Annotated in this window: 17 protein-coding genes; 15 read left to right on the forward strand and 2 right to left on the reverse strand. The window is 38.0% G+C overall.

Translation table 11 applies throughout. From position 1 onward, the window contains the following. The first annotated feature begins 11 nt into the window (after positions 1 to 11). The 7 genes from msbA to ABN099_RS10465 all read left to right on the forward strand — a co-directional run bounded on the left by msbA (position 12) and on the right by ABN099_RS10465 (position 5,679). The gene (msbA, locus tag ABN099_RS10435; protein ID WP_432807503.1) at positions 12 to 1,757 is read left to right on the forward strand and encodes a lipid A ABC transporter ATP-binding protein/permease MsbA; all 1,746 of its coding nucleotides are present in this window, start codon (positions 12 to 14) and stop codon (positions 1,755 to 1,757) included. After that, on the forward strand, positions 1,754 to 2,743 hold the full coding sequence (gene lpxK / locus ABN099_RS10440) for a tetraacyldisaccharide 4'-kinase (RefSeq protein ID WP_432807504.1): 990 nt from the start codon (positions 1,754 to 1,756) through the stop codon (positions 2,741 to 2,743). The genes msbA and lpxK overlap by 4 nt, the downstream gene beginning before the upstream one ends. A 539-nt stretch (positions 2,744 to 3,282) precedes the next feature. Continuing rightward, positions 3,283 to 3,498, forward strand: coding sequence for a cold shock domain-containing protein (locus tag ABN099_RS10445; RefSeq protein ID WP_349463681.1), 216 nt, complete (start codon positions 3,283 to 3,285; stop codon positions 3,496 to 3,498). A 431-nt stretch (positions 3,499 to 3,929) separates the two neighbouring features. After that, a complete protein-coding gene (locus ABN099_RS10450; protein WP_064719509.1) occupies positions 3,930 to 4,109 on the forward strand; it encodes a Trm112 family protein in 180 nt (59 codons plus the stop codon). A gap of 4 nt (positions 4,110 to 4,113) precedes the next feature. Beyond that, positions 4,114 to 4,875, forward strand: a complete 762-nt coding sequence (gene kdsB / locus ABN099_RS10455; protein WP_349463683.1) for a 3-deoxy-manno-octulosonate cytidylyltransferase — start codon at positions 4,114 to 4,116, stop codon at positions 4,873 to 4,875. A 197-nt stretch (positions 4,876 to 5,072) separates the two neighbouring features. Beyond that, the gene (locus tag ABN099_RS10460; protein WP_349463685.1) at positions 5,073 to 5,561 is read left to right on the forward strand and encodes a hypothetical protein; all 489 of its coding nucleotides are present in this window, start codon (positions 5,073 to 5,075) and stop codon (positions 5,559 to 5,561) included. Beyond that, complete coding sequence (locus tag ABN099_RS10465) at positions 5,536 to 5,679, forward strand: hypothetical protein (protein WP_349463687.1); 144 nt, start codon at positions 5,536 to 5,538, stop codon at positions 5,677 to 5,679. Before ABN099_RS10460 ends, ABN099_RS10465 begins: the two co-directional genes overlap by 26 nt. Positions 5,680 to 5,752: 73 nt before the next feature. On the opposite strand, the gene elyC is transcribed toward ABN099_RS10465, so the two are convergent. Further along, positions 5,753 to 6,586, reverse strand: coding sequence for an envelope biogenesis factor ElyC (elyC, locus tag ABN099_RS10470; RefSeq protein WP_349463688.1), 834 nt, complete (start codon positions 6,584 to 6,586; stop codon positions 5,753 to 5,755). 377 nt (positions 6,587 to 6,963) lie between these two features. Here elyC and cmoM point away from each other — a divergent pair, with 377 nt between their 5' ends. From cmoM to ABN099_RS10510, 8 genes are all read left to right on the forward strand, one after another. Further along, on the forward strand, positions 6,964 to 7,737 hold the full coding sequence (cmoM, locus tag ABN099_RS10475) for a tRNA uridine 5-oxyacetic acid(34) methyltransferase CmoM (protein ID WP_349463689.1): 774 nt from the start codon (positions 6,964 to 6,966) through the stop codon (positions 7,735 to 7,737). Positions 7,738 to 7,746: 9 nt separating this feature from the next. Beyond that, positions 7,747 to 9,069, forward strand: a complete 1,323-nt coding sequence (gene mukF, locus ABN099_RS10480) for a chromosome partition protein MukF (RefSeq protein WP_349463691.1) — start codon at positions 7,747 to 7,749, stop codon at positions 9,067 to 9,069. Continuing rightward, the gene (mukE, locus tag ABN099_RS10485; protein WP_349463693.1) at positions 9,050 to 9,787 is read left to right on the forward strand and encodes a chromosome partition protein MukE; all 738 of its coding nucleotides are present in this window, start codon (positions 9,050 to 9,052) and stop codon (positions 9,785 to 9,787) included. Before mukF ends, mukE begins: the two co-directional genes overlap by 20 nt. Beyond that, a complete protein-coding gene (mukB, locus tag ABN099_RS10490; protein WP_349463695.1) occupies positions 9,784 to 14,253 on the forward strand; it encodes a chromosome partition protein MukB in 4,470 nt (1,489 codons plus the stop codon). The genes mukE and mukB overlap by 4 nt, the downstream gene beginning before the upstream one ends. Before the next feature lie 225 nt (positions 14,254 to 14,478). Beyond that, complete coding sequence (aphA, locus tag ABN099_RS10495; protein ID WP_349463697.1) at positions 14,479 to 15,192, forward strand: acid phosphatase AphA; 714 nt, start codon at positions 14,479 to 14,481, stop codon at positions 15,190 to 15,192. A 414-nt stretch (positions 15,193 to 15,606) separates the two neighbouring features. Next, the gene (gene ldtD, locus ABN099_RS10500; RefSeq protein WP_349463699.1) at positions 15,607 to 17,409 is read left to right on the forward strand and encodes a L,D-transpeptidase; all 1,803 of its coding nucleotides are present in this window, start codon (positions 15,607 to 15,609) and stop codon (positions 17,407 to 17,409) included. A gap of 355 nt (positions 17,410 to 17,764) precedes the next feature. After that, positions 17,765 to 18,313, forward strand: a complete 549-nt coding sequence (locus ABN099_RS10505) for a YcbK family protein (RefSeq protein WP_349463701.1) — start codon at positions 17,765 to 17,767, stop codon at positions 18,311 to 18,313. A 37-nt stretch (positions 18,314 to 18,350) separates the two neighbouring features. Continuing rightward, positions 18,351 to 19,001 carry an MBL fold metallo-hydrolase gene (locus ABN099_RS10510; RefSeq protein WP_349463703.1) on the forward strand — a complete coding sequence of 217 codons (651 nt, stop codon included), beginning with the start codon at positions 18,351 to 18,353 and terminating at the stop codon, positions 18,999 to 19,001. Positions 19,002 to 19,110: 109 nt separating this feature from the next. Here the strand turns inward: ABN099_RS10510 and ABN099_RS10515 are convergent, their stop codons facing one another. Then, on the reverse strand, positions 19,111 to 20,301 hold the full coding sequence (locus ABN099_RS10515; protein WP_349463705.1) for an amino acid aminotransferase: 1,191 nt from the start codon (positions 20,299 to 20,301) through the stop codon (positions 19,111 to 19,113). Positions 20,302 to 20,374 lie beyond the last annotated feature (73 nt).

Here is a 20,374-nt window from a genome sequence, read left to right on the forward strand (position 1 = left end):
TGGTAATACATATGAATGATATAGACCTATCAACGTGGCAAACTTTCCGACGCTTATGGCCGATGATTCGTGTCTTTAAAGCTGGTTTGTTAGTCGCAGCAGTCGCATTGATTATAAATGCGGGCGTTGATGCATTTATGATCTCTTTATTAAAACCACTGCTTGATGAGGGTTTTGGTAAGGCGAGCAATGACGTATTAAAATGGATGCCTTTTGCCATTATCGGATTGATAGTTCTACGTGGTATATCTAACTTTATATCAAGTTACTGCCTTTCATGGGTTTCAGGAAAGGTCGTTATGAATATGCGACGTCGGTTGTTTTCTCATATTATGGGAATGCCGGTAAGCTTTTTTGATCAGCAATCAACAGGAACGCTGCTTTCTCGTATCACCTATGATTCAGAGCAAGTCGCTTCATCTTCTTCTGGTGCCTTAATTACTGTCGTGCGTGAAGGTGCCTATATCATCGGTCTGTTTGCACTGATGTTCTATTATAGCTGGCATCTCTCTCTCATCTTGATCGTTATCGCGCCTATTGTGGCTATTGTTATTCGAGTCGTGTCTACGCGGTTTAGAACAATAAGTAAGCGTATTCAAAATAGTATGGGGCAAGTAACAACCAGCGCAGAGCAGATGCTTAAAGGGCATAAAGAAGTGCTTATTTTTAATGGTCAAGACGTAGAAAATAAGCGTTTTAATCATGTAAGTAACCATATTCGCCGTCAAGGCATGCGTATGGTGGTTGCATCCTCAATTTCTGATCCCATTATTCAGCTGATTGCCTCTTTTGCGTTAGCCTTTGTTTTATATGCTGCAAGTTTCCCTGAAATTATGGATACATTAACTGCAGGGACTATTACTGTTGTTTTCTCTTCAATGGTTGCATTGATGCGCCCATTAAAATCATTAACCAATGTTAATGCTCAATTCCAACGTGGTATGGCAGCTTGCCAAACATTATTTGCGATATTGGATCTAGAACAGGAAAAAGACAACGGTAAATTAGAGCTGAAAAAACCAACTGGTGATATTGAATTTCGTAATGTAACTTTTCAATACGCAACTAAAGATACGCCAGCACTGAAGAACCTCTCGTTTACTATTCCTGCTGGAAAAACGGTTGCTTTAGTTGGACGCTCTGGCTCAGGTAAATCAACGATAGCAAATCTGCTAACACGCTTTTACGATATTAATGAAGGTGAGATATTGATAAATGGTCATGATATTCGTGACTACACCTTAAAATCACTGCGTAACCAAGTGGCATTGGTTTCACAAAATGTTCATTTATTTAATGAAACTGTAGCGAATAATATTGTTTATGCTTGTGAAGATAAATATAGCCGAGAAGATGTCGAGAAAGCCGCTAAAATGGCGCATGCCATGGACTTCATTCAAAAGTTAGACAATGGGCTTGATACTGAAATTGGCGAAAATGGTGTACTTCTTTCTGGTGGACAACGTCAACGTATTGCTATCGCAAGGGCACTATTACGTGATTCACCCATTTTAATATTGGATGAAGCAACATCAGCACTTGATACAGAATCAGAACGAGCTATTCAATCTGCACTTGATGAGCTACAAAAAAATAGAACCTCTTTGGTTATTGCTCACCGTTTGTCTACGATTGAAAAAGCAGATGAAATTCTGGTTATTGAAGATGGCGAAATTGTTGAACGTGGTGCCCACCTTAATCTGTTAGAGAAAGAAGGTATCTATGCTCAGCTTCATAGGATGCAATTTGGCAAATGATTGAACGGATTTGGTCTGGTAAATCTTGGTGTTATATTCTCTTACTGCCATTTTCATGGCTCTATGGTGTTATAGCAACGCTAAGGCGTATCGCATATCAAAAAGGATGGTTTCCATCATGGAAATCGCCTGTTCCCGTGGTCGTTGTTGGTAACTTAACCGCTGGTGGTAATGGAAAAACACCCGTTGTTATTTGGCTTGTAGAGCAACTCATTGCTCAAGGTTTTAAACCAGGCGTTGTTTCCCGTGGTTATGGCGGGAAATCAGACCATTATCCTTTATTACTTTCTGATAAAATCACACCCGCAATGGCGGGTGATGAACCTGTATTAATTTATCATCGAACTGGCGCGCCTGTTGCTGTAGCTCCAGTTCGACGAGATGCAGTAAAAGCGCTGTTAGATAAGCACTCTCTAGATGTCATTATTACTGATGATGGTTTACAGCATTATGCACTACAGCGAGATTATGAAATCGTTGTTATTGATGGGCAACGCCGCTTTGGTAATGGTTGGTGGTTACCAGCGGGTCCTATGCGTGAACGTGCAGGGCGTTTAGACTCAGTGGATGCCATAATTGTTAATGGTGGAATAAGCCAAGACAATGAGATTGGCATGACATTAGAGGGGGAAATCGCCATTAATCTAAAAACAGGTGAGAAAAAACCTGTAAATCAATTAAATAAAGCGGTAGCTATGGCGGGAATAGGACATCCTCCTCGCTTTTTTAATTCATTAAGTGATAAAGGCATTCAACTAATAGCAACTAAAGCGTTTAGTGATCATAGCGATTATAGTGCGCAAGAATTACAACAATTGACCCCACATAATGAACCGTTAATTATGACAGAAAAAGATGCTGTTAAATGTCATCATTTTGCTCAAGATAATTGGTGGTATTTACCAGTCTCTGCCACTTTAAATAGTCAAACTGTGCTAAAACAAGTGACTAATTTAATTTACAGCTCGAAAAAAACTTGTATCTGATCTGAAACAATGATATTTATATTGGAAATCAGGATAGCGTTACATAAAAGATTACCTACCCACTAATCGCATATCGCTTTTGTCGTAGTCCAATTTAACTCGCTAATACCCTATCTACTCAAAAGCCTTGTGTGGGTTATTTGTGGATCTTTAGTGTTGGGTTAATACTTTTGTGCTGTAGATATTGGTTGGCTTTGCGGACTATTGGTTATGGAAACTATTTTATATAGATACTATTAATCATTTATTTGGGGTTACTCTACTTCGAGTTACTCTATTTATAGATACGCAATGAAATATTTTTCATCATGTCATCTAATTGTCATGGTGATGCTGTAAATATTTCATTGAGCCTATAGATATCTCGTTAAGCTAGCTATCACGATTTTGAACATTTATATATGAATAATAAAATGCACTACTTAAATTAATGTGTTCAGAATTTAATTGGGGTTTTATATAAGAAGACTTAATAAAAAGTAGGATGCATTTGTGTAGTGAAATAAAACTATACAAAGAACAAAAGGAGTTTATCTATCATGACATTACAATTAGTTATGGGTCGCGTTAAATGGTTCGATAATAATAAAGGTTATGGCCTTATTGTTTCAACTGATATTGAACAAGAAATTTACGTCAATAAAAAAGCGATAGCCAATACAAAAAATAAAGCCTTAACAGAAGGTCAGCATGTTGAATTTTCTGTTATCAGAACAGCAGCAGGTCTAGAAGCTGCTGATGTTATCGGCTTTTAATTAATGGTTTTTTAAATCTAGATATAAAACAAGTAGTTGGCGTATGTTTAACTTCTTGTTTGAGCTGTTATTTAAATTATAGTTCTCGTTATCTTTTGAACAAGGCTTAATGAGGAACATCATCGGCATGTTCAGAAGATAATATAAAAGCGGCTAAGTTAATTAGAATGCAATAAAGATAATAAAATGGTCAAATTATTATCAATAAAAGCTGAATGTAATTCTTTATTAATGATATTGTATACTAAACGATAAAAAGCCACATTAATGTGGCTTTTTTGTTGCTGATAGTGAAAAAGAAAATAATAAAATCATTAATAGCAAAAAATAATTGCATAATAATGACTAAACGAGCGAGTTAGAGTATTAACGCAGATCCTTCCTTATGATATCCTTTTGGCATATAAATGATTAACCCTTGTGAGGGACACATGGATCACCGTTTACTCGAAATAATCGCTTGCCCAGTTTGTCATGGCAAACTTATCTTTGATAAAGAAAATTCAGAGCTTATCTGCAAAATTGATCATTTAGCTTATCCTGTTCGTGACAATATCCCCGTTCTTCTAGAAAATGAAGCAAGAGAATTGTCACTAGAAGAGGAAAGATAATTTCATGTTTACGGTCATTATCCCTGGTCGATATGCATCGACTCGTTTACCCGGCAAACCATTAGCAGATATTCATGGTAAACCCATGATTGTGCGCGTAATGGAACAAGCAAAGCGCTCTGGCGCGCAGCGTGTGATTGTGGCTACAGATAATTTAGATGTGGTTGCCGCAGTCGAAAAAGCGGGTGGTGAAGCGTGTATGACCCGTGAAGATCACCATTCAGGTACAGAACGCTTAGCTGAAGTGATTGAAAAATACCAATTTGCAGATGATGAAATAATTGTTAACGTTCAGGGTGATGAACCTCTTATTCCCCCTGCGATTATTAGCCAAGTTGCAGAGAACTTAGCTAACTGTGGCGCAGGAATGGCGACACTTGCTGTGCCTATCGTTGACTCAAAAGAAGCCTTTAATCCAAATGCGGTTAAAGTCGTTATGGACGCTAAAGGTTTTGCCCTCTATTTTTCTCGTGCCACTATTCCTTGGGAGCGTGATCGCTTCAATTTATCGCATGATGAAATTGGCGAGCATTATCTACGCCATATTGGTATTTACGCTTATCGTGCTGGTTTTGTGCGTCGTTATATCAATTGGGCACCAAGTCCGCTGGAATCTATCGAAATGTTAGAGCAGCTGCGCGTGTTGTGGTATGGCGAAAAAATCCACGTTGCAAAAGCATTAGAAGTGCCTGGTGTAGGTGTTGATACACAAGATGATTTAATTGCAGCGAGAGCGGCATTTAGAGCATTAAATCAAGAATTCTAATTCTTTAGTAAAAACAAACTGAAATTTCAAAGGCATGTAAGTCAATTACATGCCTTTTTTAATGTGTATGTATTGATGATTAATAAGCTAACTATATGATAGTAATGAATAAAGTTTATCTTAAATTACAGGATGAAAGACGTTTTCGTGATTTTTTATGTTAAAATTTGAGCTGGTTAATTGGCTTACTGTTTAATATGACAATACAATACTCTGGTGAATTTAAAGAATTTCCTAATCATAATTTTACTGCACATACTTACGATTTTTTTGTAGATGAATTCAAATTTATTCTATTTTTTAGCCAAATAAATATTACTGATGAAGAGTATATTTGTTATAGAAGTGAAGAGGTTGGATTTAAAATTATAGATCAGTGTTATGATTTAAAATTTGATAGGCAAGAAAGTTTTTTCAATGAAACTTACTATAGGCGACCTCTTAAAGGAGAATGTTCTCGTAAATTTTGTTTTCAAAATGAATTAGCCGAGGCACTAAAAACAATAATTGAATTGCATTGTAAGACCTATAAATCCAAAGCATACTTATTTTTTGCAGAAAATCATAAATTGAAGCGTTATTATGACCGAATTTTACAGAAATTACATATTGACGTAATATCTATCATTATGAGAGATCTGGGGGATATGGGGAGTGGTTATGTTATTAAAACACGATATTTCTAAGTTAAAAAAAATGGGTGTAATGGAACGTAAAATAGAAGCCATGCGTCAGCTTAAGTCCTCTTACGATCAAGCAAATAAAAATAATACCTTATCATTACGCGCAGCTAAAATTCGTTGAAATCTCAAAGGCATGTAAGTCAATTACATGCCTTTTTTGATCTGTTTTTTGAAATCTATCTCAGCAAATATCGTTAGCTTTTTGTATTGCTAATCGTATCTTCACTCTGTTTATTCTCAGGTAATAATTCAGGATGACTATCTGGCTTTATTGATTGCCATATTGATCCTAAAAACTCATACCATGCACGTTCAGTGTGCTGAAAATAACTCGCTGAAGGAATATATTTTTCCCAAGGATGTAGTGGTGTTGTGATGGCTAACTGATTTGCAGGAGCCGCAATTGGCTGCATGCCACGTGCTAAAAAGAAACGTTCAGCACGAGCTAAATGGTTAGCTGAAGTGACTAATAAAAAAGGTTGCTTACCAATTAATTTATCAACTTCATAAGCCTCTTCTTCGGTATCTTTCGGTATTGATAACGCAATAGTTTTCTCTGCTGGAACGCCTAACGATTGCGCTACTTGAGCGGCAACTTCAGCGCTACTTATCTTATTTGCGCCAGTACCACCTGTAAATATCAGTGTTACGTTAGGATTGCGATAATAAAGGCGTACCGCTTCTGCGACACGAAATAGGCTATTATTTAATAAGTTAGAACTTGGTGACCACTCAGGGTTATAAGTAAATCCGCCACCTAAAACCACAATATAGTTAATCTCTTGTGGTGATGTTTCTCTTAATTCATAACGTGTTTGATAGTTTTTTTCACTTGGCATTAATAATGTATCAGCAATAGGTTGTATCCCTAAAATAGCTAATAAAAATAATGCTATAGTGAGCATACTTTTTCCTGTTTTTTGCCAACGAGTAAACCAGAGTAAAGCAAGGGCAAAAAAGGCAATAATTAGTAGCAAAGGAAAAGGCATTAATAAGCCACCAATATATTTTTTGAGCAAAAATAGCATAAATTATCCTGAGTTGAGTGAAATGCATGCAATTGATAGCAAAAATTTAGTGAAAACTAGGGGATTTCAGAAGCGCTGTGTCAAAATAGACTACAACACTTTATCTATCTAAAATCTGAACCGATAGAAATAAAGAACAGTCAATAATTTATAAAACGATAAACGTTTGAACGTTAATTTTTTCATTAATAAGCGTTATATTTATACAGCGCTTTGCGAATAGTCTGATTCATGACTTATTTCTTTATAGAAAACAGTCAGTATCATAGAACACTGGTAAAATTGTTATCTTTCATTTTATGCACAGTGTCTCATATTTTTGAATTTATCAGAATGCAAAGAGCGCAAGTAACAGGTCGTTATCATGAGGCGTTTTAATGTCAGATCGTAATTTTGACGATATTGCTGATAAATTCTCTCGCAATATCTATGGCACAACAAAGGGTAAAATCCGTCAGGCAGTCATTTGGCAAGATTTACAACAACTACTGACTCAACTTCCTAATCGCCCTTTACGCATTTTAGATGCTGGTGGAGGAGAAGGTTATTTTTCTCGTAAGCTTGCCCAACTTGGGCATCAAATCATTTTATGTGATTTATCTCAAGAGATGCTTAACCGAGCAGAAGAAGCGGCAACGGAAGATGGCGTTGTGCAAAATATGACATTTATTTGTTGTGCAGCTCAAGATATTAAACAGCATGTAGATGAAAAATTTGACTTAATTTTATTCCATGCCGTATTAGAATGGATCACGGATCAGAAAGATGCCGTAAATGTTCTTACCGATATACTACTGCCTAATGGTATCTTATCGCTGATGTTTTACAATGCTAACGCAATTGTAATGAGAAACGCTATTTTGGGGAATTTTCATTTAGCTGCCCCTGAAATTCCGCGTAGAAGAAAACGCTCTTTGTCGCCCCAAAATCCATTACAACCTGAAGATGTTTATCAATGGCTGTCTGAGTTTTCGATGAACATACTAGGGAAAACGGGTGTGCGTGTCTTCCATGATTATTTGCAAAGTCGTCAGTTACAAACTAAAGATTTCCCAGCGTTGCTTGCTTTAGAGCAGCGTTATTGTAGGCAAGAGCCCTATATCAGTCTGGGGCGTTATATTCATGTCATGGCACAAAAGCGTGTAAATTAAGGATGTACTATGAGTGATTTTACCCAGACCGTTCCTGAGTTAGTGTCTTGGGCGAGAAAAAATGATTTCTCGATTTCACTGCCACCTGAAAGATTAGCTTTTTTGATGGCAGTTGCTGTATTAAACAGCGAACGCCTTGATGGCGAGATGAGTGAAGGTGAGTTGATTGACGCCTTTAGAGAAGTCTGTAAAGGCTTTGAACAACCCGCAGAAGCTATTCAGGTACGTGCTAACAATGCCATTAATGATATGGTTAAACAGCGCCTCTTTAACCGTTTTACCAGTGAACTGGTAGAAGGTAATGCGATTTATCGTTTAACACCATTAGGCATTGGTATTAGTGATTATTATATTCGCCAACGTGAATTTTCATCATTACGGTTATCAATGCAGCTTTCTATCGTTGCGGGAGAATTAGATTCTGCTGCAAGTTCAGCAGAAGAAGGTGGTGATGAATATCATTGGCACCGTAATGTATTCGCCCCATTAAAATATTCAGTTGCTGAAATATTCGATAGTATCGATCTTTCGCAACGTATTATGGATGAGCAGCAAAACACAGTAAAAGAAGATATTGCCGAGCTATTAAATCAAGATTGGCAAGCAGCGATTTCAAGTTGTGAACAACTGTTATCAGAAACATCAGGTACGTTAAGAGAGTTACAAGATACCCTTGAAGCCGCAGGTGACAAACTACAAGCTAACTTATTGCGTATTCAAGAAGCAAATATGAATTCAGGTCATGTAGAGCAAATTGATACCCTGATTTTTGAATTGCAAAGTAAGCTAGACCGAATCATCAGCTGGGGTCAGCAATCTATTGATTTATGGATTGGTTATGATAGGCATGTCCATAAATTTATTCGTACAGCTATTGATATGGATAAAAATCGCATTTTCTCCCGTCGATTACGCCAATCAGTACAAAATTATTTTGATAGCCCGTGGGCATTAACTTATGCAAACGCGGATAGACTTTTTGATATGCGTGATGAAGAACTGACATTGCGAGATGAAGAAGTCACCGGTGAATTACCTGAAGAACTAGAATATCAAATGTTCAGTGAAGTTAATGAGCAAATAACCCAATGGGTTGAACAAGAGCTCGCCTCTTATAAATCAGAACAAAGAGCATTAGATCTTGGTTCAGTGCTAGTTGAATTTCTTCACCATTATCCACAACAAAAACATTTTGATGTGGCGCGTATTGTCATTGATCAGGCAGTACGATTGGGTGTAGCACAAGCTGAACTTGCAGGACTACCTGCAAAATGGTCAGAAATTAACGAATATGGAGCTAAGGTACAGGCGCATGTCATCGATACATACTGAGCAATTTATGCCAGCAAAACTGGCACAGGCGTTAGCGAACTCACTTTTTCCTGAACTGGATAGTCAGTTACGTGCAGGTCGGCATATTGGTATAGACTCTCTGGATGACCATGCTTTCTTGATGGATTTTCAAGATGAGTTATCCGATTTTTATGCGCGTTATAACGTCGAACTAATTCGAGCACCTGAAGGATTTTTCTATCTTCGTCCACGTTCAACCACACTTATCCCTCGTTCAGTACTCTCTGAAATGGATATGCTAGTGGGTAAAATTTTGTGTTACCTCTATCTTAGCCCTGAACGATTAGCAAATCAGGGTATTTTCACGGTACAAGAGCTGTTTGATGAATTGCGCACGCTTGCTGATGAATCAAAACTACTTCGTTTAGTAAACCAGCGTTCTACAGGTTCTGACTTAGACTTGCAAAAATTACAAGAAAAAATGAGAACATCTCTAAACCGCTTACGTCGTTTAGGAATGATTGCGTTTTTGCAAAATGATCTGCAACGTTTTTCAATTACTGAATCAGTGTTTCGTTTTGGTGCCGATGTTCGTAGTGGCGACTCTCCTATTGAGGCTCAAATGCGCATGATCCGTGATGGAGAGGCAATGGCGCTAGAGAGTGAGCCAGAATTATCTAATGATGATGACGAAAATGAAGATGAAGATGAGCAATTGCACTCCAGTGAGGATGATGCGGAGGAAGAAAATAAATGATTGAACGGGGAAAATTTCGCTCATTAACACTAATCAACTGGAATGGTTTTTTTGCCCGTACTTTTGATTTAGATGAGTTAGTTACCACACTATCAGGTGGTAATGGTGCAGGAAAATCAACCACCATGGCAGCGTTTATTACTGCGATGATCCCAGATCTCACCTTACTTCATTTCCGTAATACCACAGAAGCTGGCTCTACTAGTGGCTCTCGCGATAAAGGCTTATACGGTAAATTGCGTCCTGGGGTCTGTTATGCGGTATTAGATGTCATTAACTCTCGTCATTTACGTGCTGTTGTGGGTGTACGTTTACAGCAAATTGCAGGACGAGATAAAAAAGTTGATATAAAACCCTTTATGATCCAAGGGTTGCCAATGGCAGAGAACCCAACGGAAATCTTAACTGAAGTTGTTGCTGAGCGCCAAGCACGTGTTTTACCGTTAAATGAGTTAAAAGAGAGAGTCGAAGCAATAGATGGCGTTGTATTTAGACAATTTAACTCTATTACAGATTTCCATGCGGTAATGTTTGATTTAGGGGTTATTCCTAAACGTCTGCGATCAGCCAGCGATCGTGCAAAATATTATCGTTTAATTGAAGCTTCCTTATATGGTGGTATTTCTAGTGCCATCACCCGTTCTTTACGTGACTATTTATTACCTGAAAATAGTGGTGTTAGAAAAGCGTTCCAAGATATGGAAGGGGCTCTGCGTGAAAACCGCATGACACTTGAAGCTATTCGCGTCACTCAGTCAGATCGTGATTTATTTAAGCACTTAATCACTGAAGCAACCTCATATGTTGCTGCTGACTATATGCGCCACGCTAATGAAAGACGCGTTCACCTTGATGAAGCACTTAATGTTCGCCGAGAGCTGTGGAGTCAGCGTAAATCGATCAATAGCGAAGATTATCGCTTTGTTGAAATGGGAAAAGAGCTTGAAGAGCAGCAAGCCTTATCTTCTGATCTTGAAGCAGACTATCAAGCGGCAAGTGATAGGTTAAACTTGGTGCAAAATGCGGTTCGCCAACAAGAAAAAATTGATCGCTATATTGCTGATGTTGAAGAGATAACATTCCGTTTAGAAGAGCAAAGTGAAGTTGTCGAAGAAGCAGCATCAAAAAAAGAAGAGTTAGAAGCAAGAGTTGAATCAGCAGAAGAAGAAGTCGATGAACTGAAAAATCAGTTAGCAGATTATCAACAAGCACTAGATGTACAACAAACACGAGCAATTCAATATCGCCAAGCTGTGCAAGCATTAGAGCGAGCGAAAGCACAGTGTGGTATCGATGATTTAGATGAAAAAAATGCGCAAGAGTGGGCTGATCGTATTCAAGAAAAAATACAAGCCATTACTCATAAACTGCTCTCTATGGAGCAGAAACTTAATGTTTCTGATGCAGCTAAAACACAGTTTGACCAAGCTTATAAGCTAATTAGCGCTATTGTCGGTGAAGTTAATCGTCAAGATGCATGGGGTGCAGCAAAAAATGCCCTACGTGAATGGTCTTCACATCGTCACCAAGCTGATAGGGCTCATCCTATTAGAATGCAATTAGCAGAATTAGAACAACGCTTGCAGCAACGAGATAATGCACAAAGACAACTTGAAGAATTTAATAAACATCATGGCAAAGCAATGGAGCCAGATGATTTACTTATTTTACAAGATGAATTAGAAGCAAAAATTGAAGAGTTAAGTGATTACGTAAATGAATCTGGCGAACAACGCATGCAAATGCGACAAGAGCTTGATCAGTTAAAACAGCAAATCCAAAAGCTAACCAAACAAGCACCAGCTTGGATTGCGGCACAAGATGCATTAACTCAATTATGTGAACAAACAAATCAATCTTTTGAAACTGGGCACCAAGTAACTGAATATATGCAGCAGTTACTTGAAAAAGAACGTGAAGCTACTGTATTACGAGATGAAACTGCATCACGTAAACAACAAATTGAAGCACAAATTGAGCGCTTAAGTCAGCCAAGTGGTGCTGAAGATAGCCGACTTATTACATTAGCTGAACGTTTTAACGGTGTTTTATTATCAGAGATTTATGATGACATTACACTGGAAGATGCACCTTATTTCTCTGCACTTTATGGTCCTGCTCGTCATGCTATTGTAGTGCAAGATCTTGCTCCTGTGCAGGAACAGTTAGCAACATTAGAAGATTGCCCTGAAGATCTCTATTTTATTGAAGGTGATCCACAATCTTTTGATGATAGCGTATTTAATGCACAAGAGATGGATAAAGCGGTTCTGATAAAAACATCAGACAGACAATGGCGCTATTCACGTTACCCTGAAATTCCACTCTTTGGTCGTGCTGCTCGTGAAAGCCAGTTAGATATTTTAACGCATCAACGTGATGAATTATCTGAGCTGTATGCAACACAAGCTTTTGATGTGCAAAAAATCCAACGTGCGCATCACGCTTTTAGCCAATTTGTTGGGCAACATATTTCAGTGGCATTTGAAGCGGATCCTGAAGAAGATATTCGTCAGCTAAATCAACGCCGTAATGAAATAGAGAGAGCACTCACTCAATATGAAGAGAGTACTCAACAACAACGTCAGCACTATGCACAGGCGAAAGAGTCACTAACACTACTGAATAAACTGATCCCGCAAGTCAATATCTTGATGGATGAGACGTTAATTGATCGTGTTGAAGAGCTACGTGAAGAGCTTTATGTTGCTGAAGAGTCAATGCGTTATCTACAACGTCATGAAAAAGCCTTGGCAACATTAGAGCCGATAGCTGCTATTTTACAAAGTGATCCGCAAGAACATGAGCAACTAACTAAAGATTACGAACAAGCTAAAGCAGAGCAACAGCGGTATCAACAACATGCTTTCTTGCTGGTGGAAGTTGTGCAGCGTCGTGCACACTTTAGCTATAGCGACGCCGTCGAAATTGTGAGTGAAAATAGTGATCTCAATGAAAAACTGCGTCATCGTTTAGAGATGGCAGAAACTGAGCGTACAACAGCACGTGAGTTGTATCGTCAGCAACAAGCGCAATATGCGCAATTTAATCAAGTTCTGGCATCATTAAAAAGTTCTTTTGATACCAAATCTGAATTATTAAGAGAGCTTGAGCAAGAGATGAAAGAAACTGGCATTCATATTGATGCCAGTGCTGAAACTCGCGCGAAAGAGCTGCGTGATCAACGCTATTCTGCGGTAAGTATCAATCGCACCCGTATCAGTCAACTTGAGCGTGATATCGCCTTGAGTGAAGCTGAGCGCGATAATATGACGAAGAAAATTCGTAAGCTTGAACGTGACTATCTGCAAATTCGCGAACAGGTTGTTAGTGCGAAAGCTGGTTGGTGTGCGGTAATGCGTTTGGTGAAAGAAAATGGCATGGAACGACGTTTGCATCGTCGAGATTTTGCTTATCTTTCTGCCGATGAGTTGCGTTCAATGTCGGATAAAGCGTTAGGTGCGTTGCGTCAAGCGGTTGCCGATAATGAATATTTGCGTGATGCGTTACGTCGCTCTGAGGATGCAAAATTCCCAGATCGCAAAGTTCAGTTCTTTATTGCTGTCTATCAACATCTAAGAGAACGTATCCGACAAGATATTATCAAAACGGATGATCCAATTGATGCCATTGAGCAAATGGAAATTGAGCTTGCACGTTTAACTGAAGAATTGACAAATCGCGAGCAAAAACTGGCGATCAGTTCACGAAGTGTCGCGAATATTATTCGTAAAACTATTCAGCGTGAACAAAATCGAATTCGTATGCTTAACCAAGGGTTACAAGCGGTGTCATTTGGTCAGGTACGCGGTGTTCGCTTAAACGTTAATATTCGTGAAAGCCATCAAATTTTACTTGATGTGTTATCAGAAGAAGATAACCAATACCAAGACTTGTTCAAAAACCAAAATCTGACCTTCTCAGAAGCGATGGCAAAACTCTATCAGCGCTTAAATCCACAAGTAGATATTGGGCAACGTATGCCACAAACGGTGGGTGAAGAGCTACTAGATTATCGTAACTACCTTGAAATGGATGTCGAAGTTAATCGCGGACCAGAAGGTTGGTTAAAAGCAGAAAGTGGTGCTTTATCTACCGGTGAAGCGATAGGTACAGGTATGTCGATTCTGGTGATGGTTGTACAGAGCTGGGAAGAGGAGTCTCGTCGTTTACGAGGCAAAGATATTTCACCTTGTCGTCTATTATTCCTTGATGAAGCGGCTCGTTTAGATGCGAAATCTATCGCTACACTGTTTGAATTATGCGATAGATTAGATATGCAACTTATCATTGCAGCACCAGAAAATATTAGCCCTGAAAAAGGCACAACCTATAAATTAGTACGTAAGGTTTCTAATGGAACTGAGCACGTACATGTTGTTGGGCTGAAAGGTTTTGGTCAACAGAGTGAAAAAGATAAAATTGCATCATCAAATGTTACTGAAATAACAGAAACAGCAGAATAAAATAACTTCGTTATTGAATAAAAAGTGATGATAAGAAAGGCGCTACTGGGTTATTCCAATAGCGCCTTCTTTTTTCAAAGTGTTAGATAGATCAAAAAATGAAAGTAAATTAACAAATAATCGAAAACTTAAATGGCATAACGTGCGCTGCATCTCATTTAAATGTAATAGTGATGTCTATGATTGTTTCCGTATGTGATTAACATAAAATTTAAAGGAAAGAGAATGCGTAAAGTCACGTTAACTTTAAGTGCGATTGCTTTAGCGTTAAGCCTAAATGGCGCAGCAATGGCAAAAGTTCATATGCCAGAAGTAGTAAGCCCAGGTGTTACTGTTACTGAATTAGCACAGCAACAACCAATTAATTGGGTGTCTGTTGCAGATATCGAAAAAAGCTTAGTAGGTCAACCACCAATGGCTGTTGGTTTTGATATCGATGATACCGTTCTGTTCTCAAGCCCAGGCTTCTTCCGTGGTAAACTGGAATATTCTCCAAACGATTTCAGCTACCTGAAAAACCCAGAATTCTGGGAAAAAATGAACAACGAGTGGGATAAATTTAGTATGCCTAAACAAGTCGGTATCGATCTTGTTCAGATGCACTTAAAACGTGGCGACACTGTTTATTTCATTACTGGTCGTACTCAAACTAAAACTGAGACAGTGACCAAATATGTTCAAGAAGGCTTGAATATTCCTGCTGATAAAATGCAGGCTGTTATTTTTGCTGGTGACCAACCTGGCGCAAATAACAAAGTAAGCTGGATGCGTGATCATAAACTGAAAATTTACTATGGTGATGCTGATGCTGATATCGCAGCAGCAGATGAACTGAATATCCGTGGTATTCGTATTTTACGTGCTGCTAACTCATCTTACCAACCACTGCCTAAAGCGGGTCAGTTTGGTGAAGAAGTTGTTATCAACTCAGAATACTAAGTTTTGTTTGTCTTTGTTTACCTTTATTTGTCAGGCGTAGGAAACTACGCCTTTTTCTATTTGAGCGTTTGATTATTTTTGATGGCTAATAAGTTAACTTATTTACTATTTTATTAATAATGCGGTTTCCACTTATCTCTCTATTGTGCTTTCTTCTTCTCTTTCCTCACTTTTCTCTTACTTGTTATTAGTTGATACCTAAATTTCATTATTTTTTCTGTGTTGTTTGATTTATATTCTAAAAGGTATAAAAATCAATTTAATAGTCATTTTATGATGATTGAATAAAAAAATTCCCGTAAGAAACTTATAAAACTTTACAAATATTAGTTTATTCCTATAAAACTCTTCTTCTAACTCATCTAATATTCTAGGATACCAAAATAATAATAAGGGAAAGAGGTAAGAGGAATTATGGCGCAACAACAAATTAAAAGAGCAATGGTGTATTCTGTTGTAATAGGCACACTTCTTTCTGGGCAAAGTGCAATTGCGACAGAAAATAGCCAGCCTATGGAGTTATCTATCTCCGAGGAAAAAGCAGCAACTACTCCTCCTATAAATGAAGCAAAGGCTCCAGCGCCAATAAGTGAAACAACAGTGCTTGTTCCTGCAAGTGAACCAGCTGTTCTTATTCCTGTAGACAATGCAACACCTGCGGTTGTAGCAATAGAGATATCATTGGTTACAGAGCAAGAAGCGAGAGCTAAATTACAGTCATGGTTACCACAGGAGTTTAAGCCGTTATATTTCAATCAGCTGACTAAGGTTTATCAAAATAATAATCTGGCACTAATCTGGCAAGACGAAAAAATCACAGAACAGCTGCAACAGCAAATTGCTGAAGTGGCACTCTCGGGGATCCAACCACAATTTGGACGTTGGCTAGCGCAGTTAGATGCTCCAGGATTAACCCAAGAAGGGCGAGATGTTATTTTATCAGATGCTTTCTTAGGGTATATCAGCTTTGTTGATCAAATTAATAAATCTGGTGTTTCGTTACTTTATCGTGGGGCGATGCAAACATTAACCGCACCTGCAGATAAATCGGTGACTGATTTTCAGCAAAATATCAAAAATGCCACACTAGGCAGTTTTGTTATCTCTTTTGCGCCTTCTCATCCTTATTACGCATTAATGAAAAATGAAGTGCGTAAACAGCTTCATCAAGACGTTATTTGGCCTGAAATGAAGGGGACAAACTCATTAAAACCAAATCAATCAGCAGAAGAGGTGATTGCGCTTAGACAAATCTTGCGTAATCTTAAGCTACTGCCAGAACTTGGTGCTAATGAGCAAGAGATTGCAACCACAGTATATGATGCATCATTAGTTGCAGCGGTAAAATTATTTCAAGCAGCACATGGATTAGAAACCGATGGCGTTATCGGTAAACAAACCCGTGTTTGGTTAAATACAACTCCCGCTAAACGAGCAAGCATTATGGCGCTTAATATGCAACGTTTGCGCTTAACACCGGCAATTGCTGACACGGGTATTTGGGTTAATATTCCTGATTTCTCACTCTATTTTTATGCTAACAATGAACTTATTTTAGACTCTAAAGTTATTGTTGGACGTCCAGATAGAAAAACCCCAATTATGAGCAGTGCGCTTAATAATGTGGTGGTTAATCCGCCTTGGAGTGTGCCAACAAGTATGACACGCAAAGATATTGTGCCAAGAGGGAAGGCAGATCCTAGTTATTTTAGTCGCAAAGGATATACCATTTATTCAGGTTGGGGTAACGATGCTTATCCGATCAATCCTTATGATATTGATTGGCAGAATATGAGTGCTTCTAATTTCCCTTATCGTATCTGGCAAGCACCAGGACCGACTAACTCATTAGGGCGCTATAAATTTAATATGCCAAATTCAGAGGCTATATATCTGCACGACACACCTAATCACACGCTATTTTCAAAGAATATGCGGGCGATTAGTTCTGGCTGTATTCGTGTAAATAAAGCATCTGAGCTAGCCTCAATTCTGTTAGGCGATGCAGGATGGAAGCAAGATCGTATTGATGCGGCATTAAAACGTGGTGCAACACAATATGCGCCAATTCCAGAACGTATTCCGGTTTATTTATATTATCAAACAGCTTGGGTTGCTCAGGAAAATGAGCCTCAATATCGAGCAGATATCTATTCTTATGACCAAAGTATTTCAGATGCAGATGCTTATTTAGCTAATATTAAGCGATATTTATAATATAGACATCATTAGCAGCACAAAAGCGAATAAAGGGTAAATATTATTTACCCTTTATTTTTTTATGAAAATCAATAAATTAAACCAAGTTAAATTTAGCTAATATATAGCTATTATATAGAGATATAAAATTTATATATAATCTATAAAATATTTTTTAAATTATATAAAATAATATAGTAATAAACGTGTATTTAGTACAAATAACTAATTAATTAGTATGCGGAATTATTGTAAATTAAAATATCACGTTATTTACAATACTATACAAACAAGAGGAAACAATTTAGGAAAAATATTGTCATAATAAAGATTCCTCCCTCTTATGAATAATTTTTGATTGAGTATACATACTATGGATATAATTGATTCACAGCGTCGAAAGTGGTTAGGCCTTGGTATGGCAGCGGTTGGTTTAGGTTTACTTCCTTCTCATGCGTTTGCTTCATTAGCAACTCCTCGCCCAAAAATTCTCCGCTTTAATAATTTAAATACAGGCGAAACTATTAAAGCAGAATTTTTTGATGGTAAACGTTATAACAAACATGAGCTGTCTAAACTTAATCACTTATTTAGAGACTATCGCCAGAATAAAATTAAGACAATAGACCCCGCGCTGTTTGATCAAATCTATCTTCTGCAAGTTATGCTTAATAATAATAAGCCTGTTGAGCTTATCTCCGGTTATCGTTCTTTAGTGACTAATAATAATTTGCGCCAAAGTAGCAGTGGTGTAGCAAAGAAAAGCTATCACACTCGCGGGCAAGCAATGGATTTTCGTTTAGTCGGAACTGACTTATCTAAAGTTCGCCAAGTCGCATTAAGAATGAAAGCAGGTGGTGTAGGGTTTTATCCAAGAAGTAATTTTGTGCATATTGATACAGGGCCTGTCCGCTCATGGTAATCTATTAAGATTCAGTTTTTAAAGAGCGGAGTGTTTCATGATGTATCACATAGTACCTGTGACAAACTATATGCAAAATTGCACTTTAATTTGGTGTGATGAGACGAAGGAAGCAGCAATAGTTGACCCCGGCGGAGATGTCGAAACGCTGATTACAGAAATAGAACAGCGTCAGTTAAAATTAACAAAAGTGTTATTAACCCATGGTCATTTTGATCATGTTGCAGGAACTGCTGAAATTGTTGAACATTTTCATGTGCCAGTATACGGACCACATAAAGATGATAACTTTTTATTAGAAGAGTTAGAGCAACAGTGCCGAATGTTTAATTTTCCGGGTGGAAAATCTTTTGCACCAGATCAATGGTTAAATGAAGGCGATACTATAACCGTTGGAAAAACAGTTTCGTTATCAGTATTGCATTGTCCGGGTCATACTCCGGGACATATTATTTTTGTTAATCACCAAAATAAATTAATCTCTATGGGAGATGTTTTATTTCGTGAAAGCATTGGTCGTACTGATTTTCCTCGTGGTAACCATGCAGATCTTATTGCATCAATTAAAAATAAAGTTTTACCATTAGGTGATGATTATCAATTTATTCCGGGTCATGGTCCTATGTCTAATTTAGGGCATGAACGCAAATATAATCCATTTTTACAAGATGAAATGCCAATCTGGTAATCGTTGTTTACGCTAATCGAATTTAAATAAAAAAGCCTTTTCATGATAGAAAAGGCTTTTTTGTCAGTATTACAAGCTTAAAAGAAAATTATCTGTTTTCTATTTAGCATTAGAGAACAGCAATAATGGCTTCACACAGTGGAACCATATTTTCAAGCGTTAAACCAGCAACATTAATTCGACCAGAACCTACGATATAAATACCGTATTCAGCGCGTAAGCGTTCAACCTGTTCTTTATTTAGCCCACTAAAGGAGAACATACCATTTTGATCAATGATAAAGCTGAAGTCTTGTTTCGCACCTTTTTCTTGTAAGGTAGTCACTAACAGTTGGCGCATACGTTGAATACGTTCACGCATTGTTGTCAGTTCTTGGATCCACTCTTCTTTTAATTCTGGGTTAGAAAGAATTGTGGTAACAACAGATGCACCATGAGCGGGTGGGTTAGAGTAGTTAGCACGAATAATCGCTTTAGCTTGGCTAAATGCTTTCTCTGCTGTATCGCTATCTTTCGTGACGATAGTACAAGCACCGACACGTTCGTTATATAGCCCAAAGTTCTTAGAGTAAGAGCTAGCAACAATTAGCTCAGAATTTTTCTCTGCAAATAGACGCAGACCTTGCGCATCTTCTTCAAGACCACGGGCAAAACCTTGGTAAGCAAAGTCAAAAATAGGTAGCCAGCCTTTTTCAGCAGAAAGTTCGGCTAATTGACGCCATTGTTCTTCTGTTGGATCAATACCGCTTGGGTTATGGCAGCAGCCGTGAAACAACACGACATCGCCCGCTTGTGCTTTTGCAAGACTTGCTAGCATACCATCAAAATCTAAATCGCGATTAGTAGCATCATAATAGTCGTAATTGCAGATTTCGAGACCCGCAGTTTCAAAAATATTATTATGATTTGGCCATGTTGGATTGCTTATCCATACACGTTTAGCGGTCGTTTGCTTAGCGACAAAGTCAGCGGCAATACGCAAGGCACCCGTACCACCCGGTGCTTGTGCTGTACGAGCTCGTTTTTCAGTAATAATAGGATGCTGTTCACCAAACAGAAGTGCTTGGGTAACATTGCCAAATTCTGGAATACCGCTGATAGGAAGGTAATTTTTGGTGGTTTCGTTTTCTAACAGGTATTTCTCTGCTTTTTTAACAGTTGTTAAAACAGGTGTTTTGCCTGTTTCATCCTTATAAACACCAATTCCTAAGTTGATTTTGTTTTCACGAGTATCAGAACGGAAACTATCAGCCAAACCTAGAATTGGATCCGCTGGTGCAGCAATGATTTTTTCAAACATAGTGTAATTGTTCCCTAAGCTCAAAACGAAGCCGAAATATGAGTAACAAGAGTACCGCTATGGCAAGTTTTTG

The organism is Proteus hauseri, assembly GCF_040139125.1.
Classification (GTDB): Bacteria; Pseudomonadota; Gammaproteobacteria; order Enterobacterales; family Enterobacteriaceae; genus Proteus; species Proteus hauseri_B.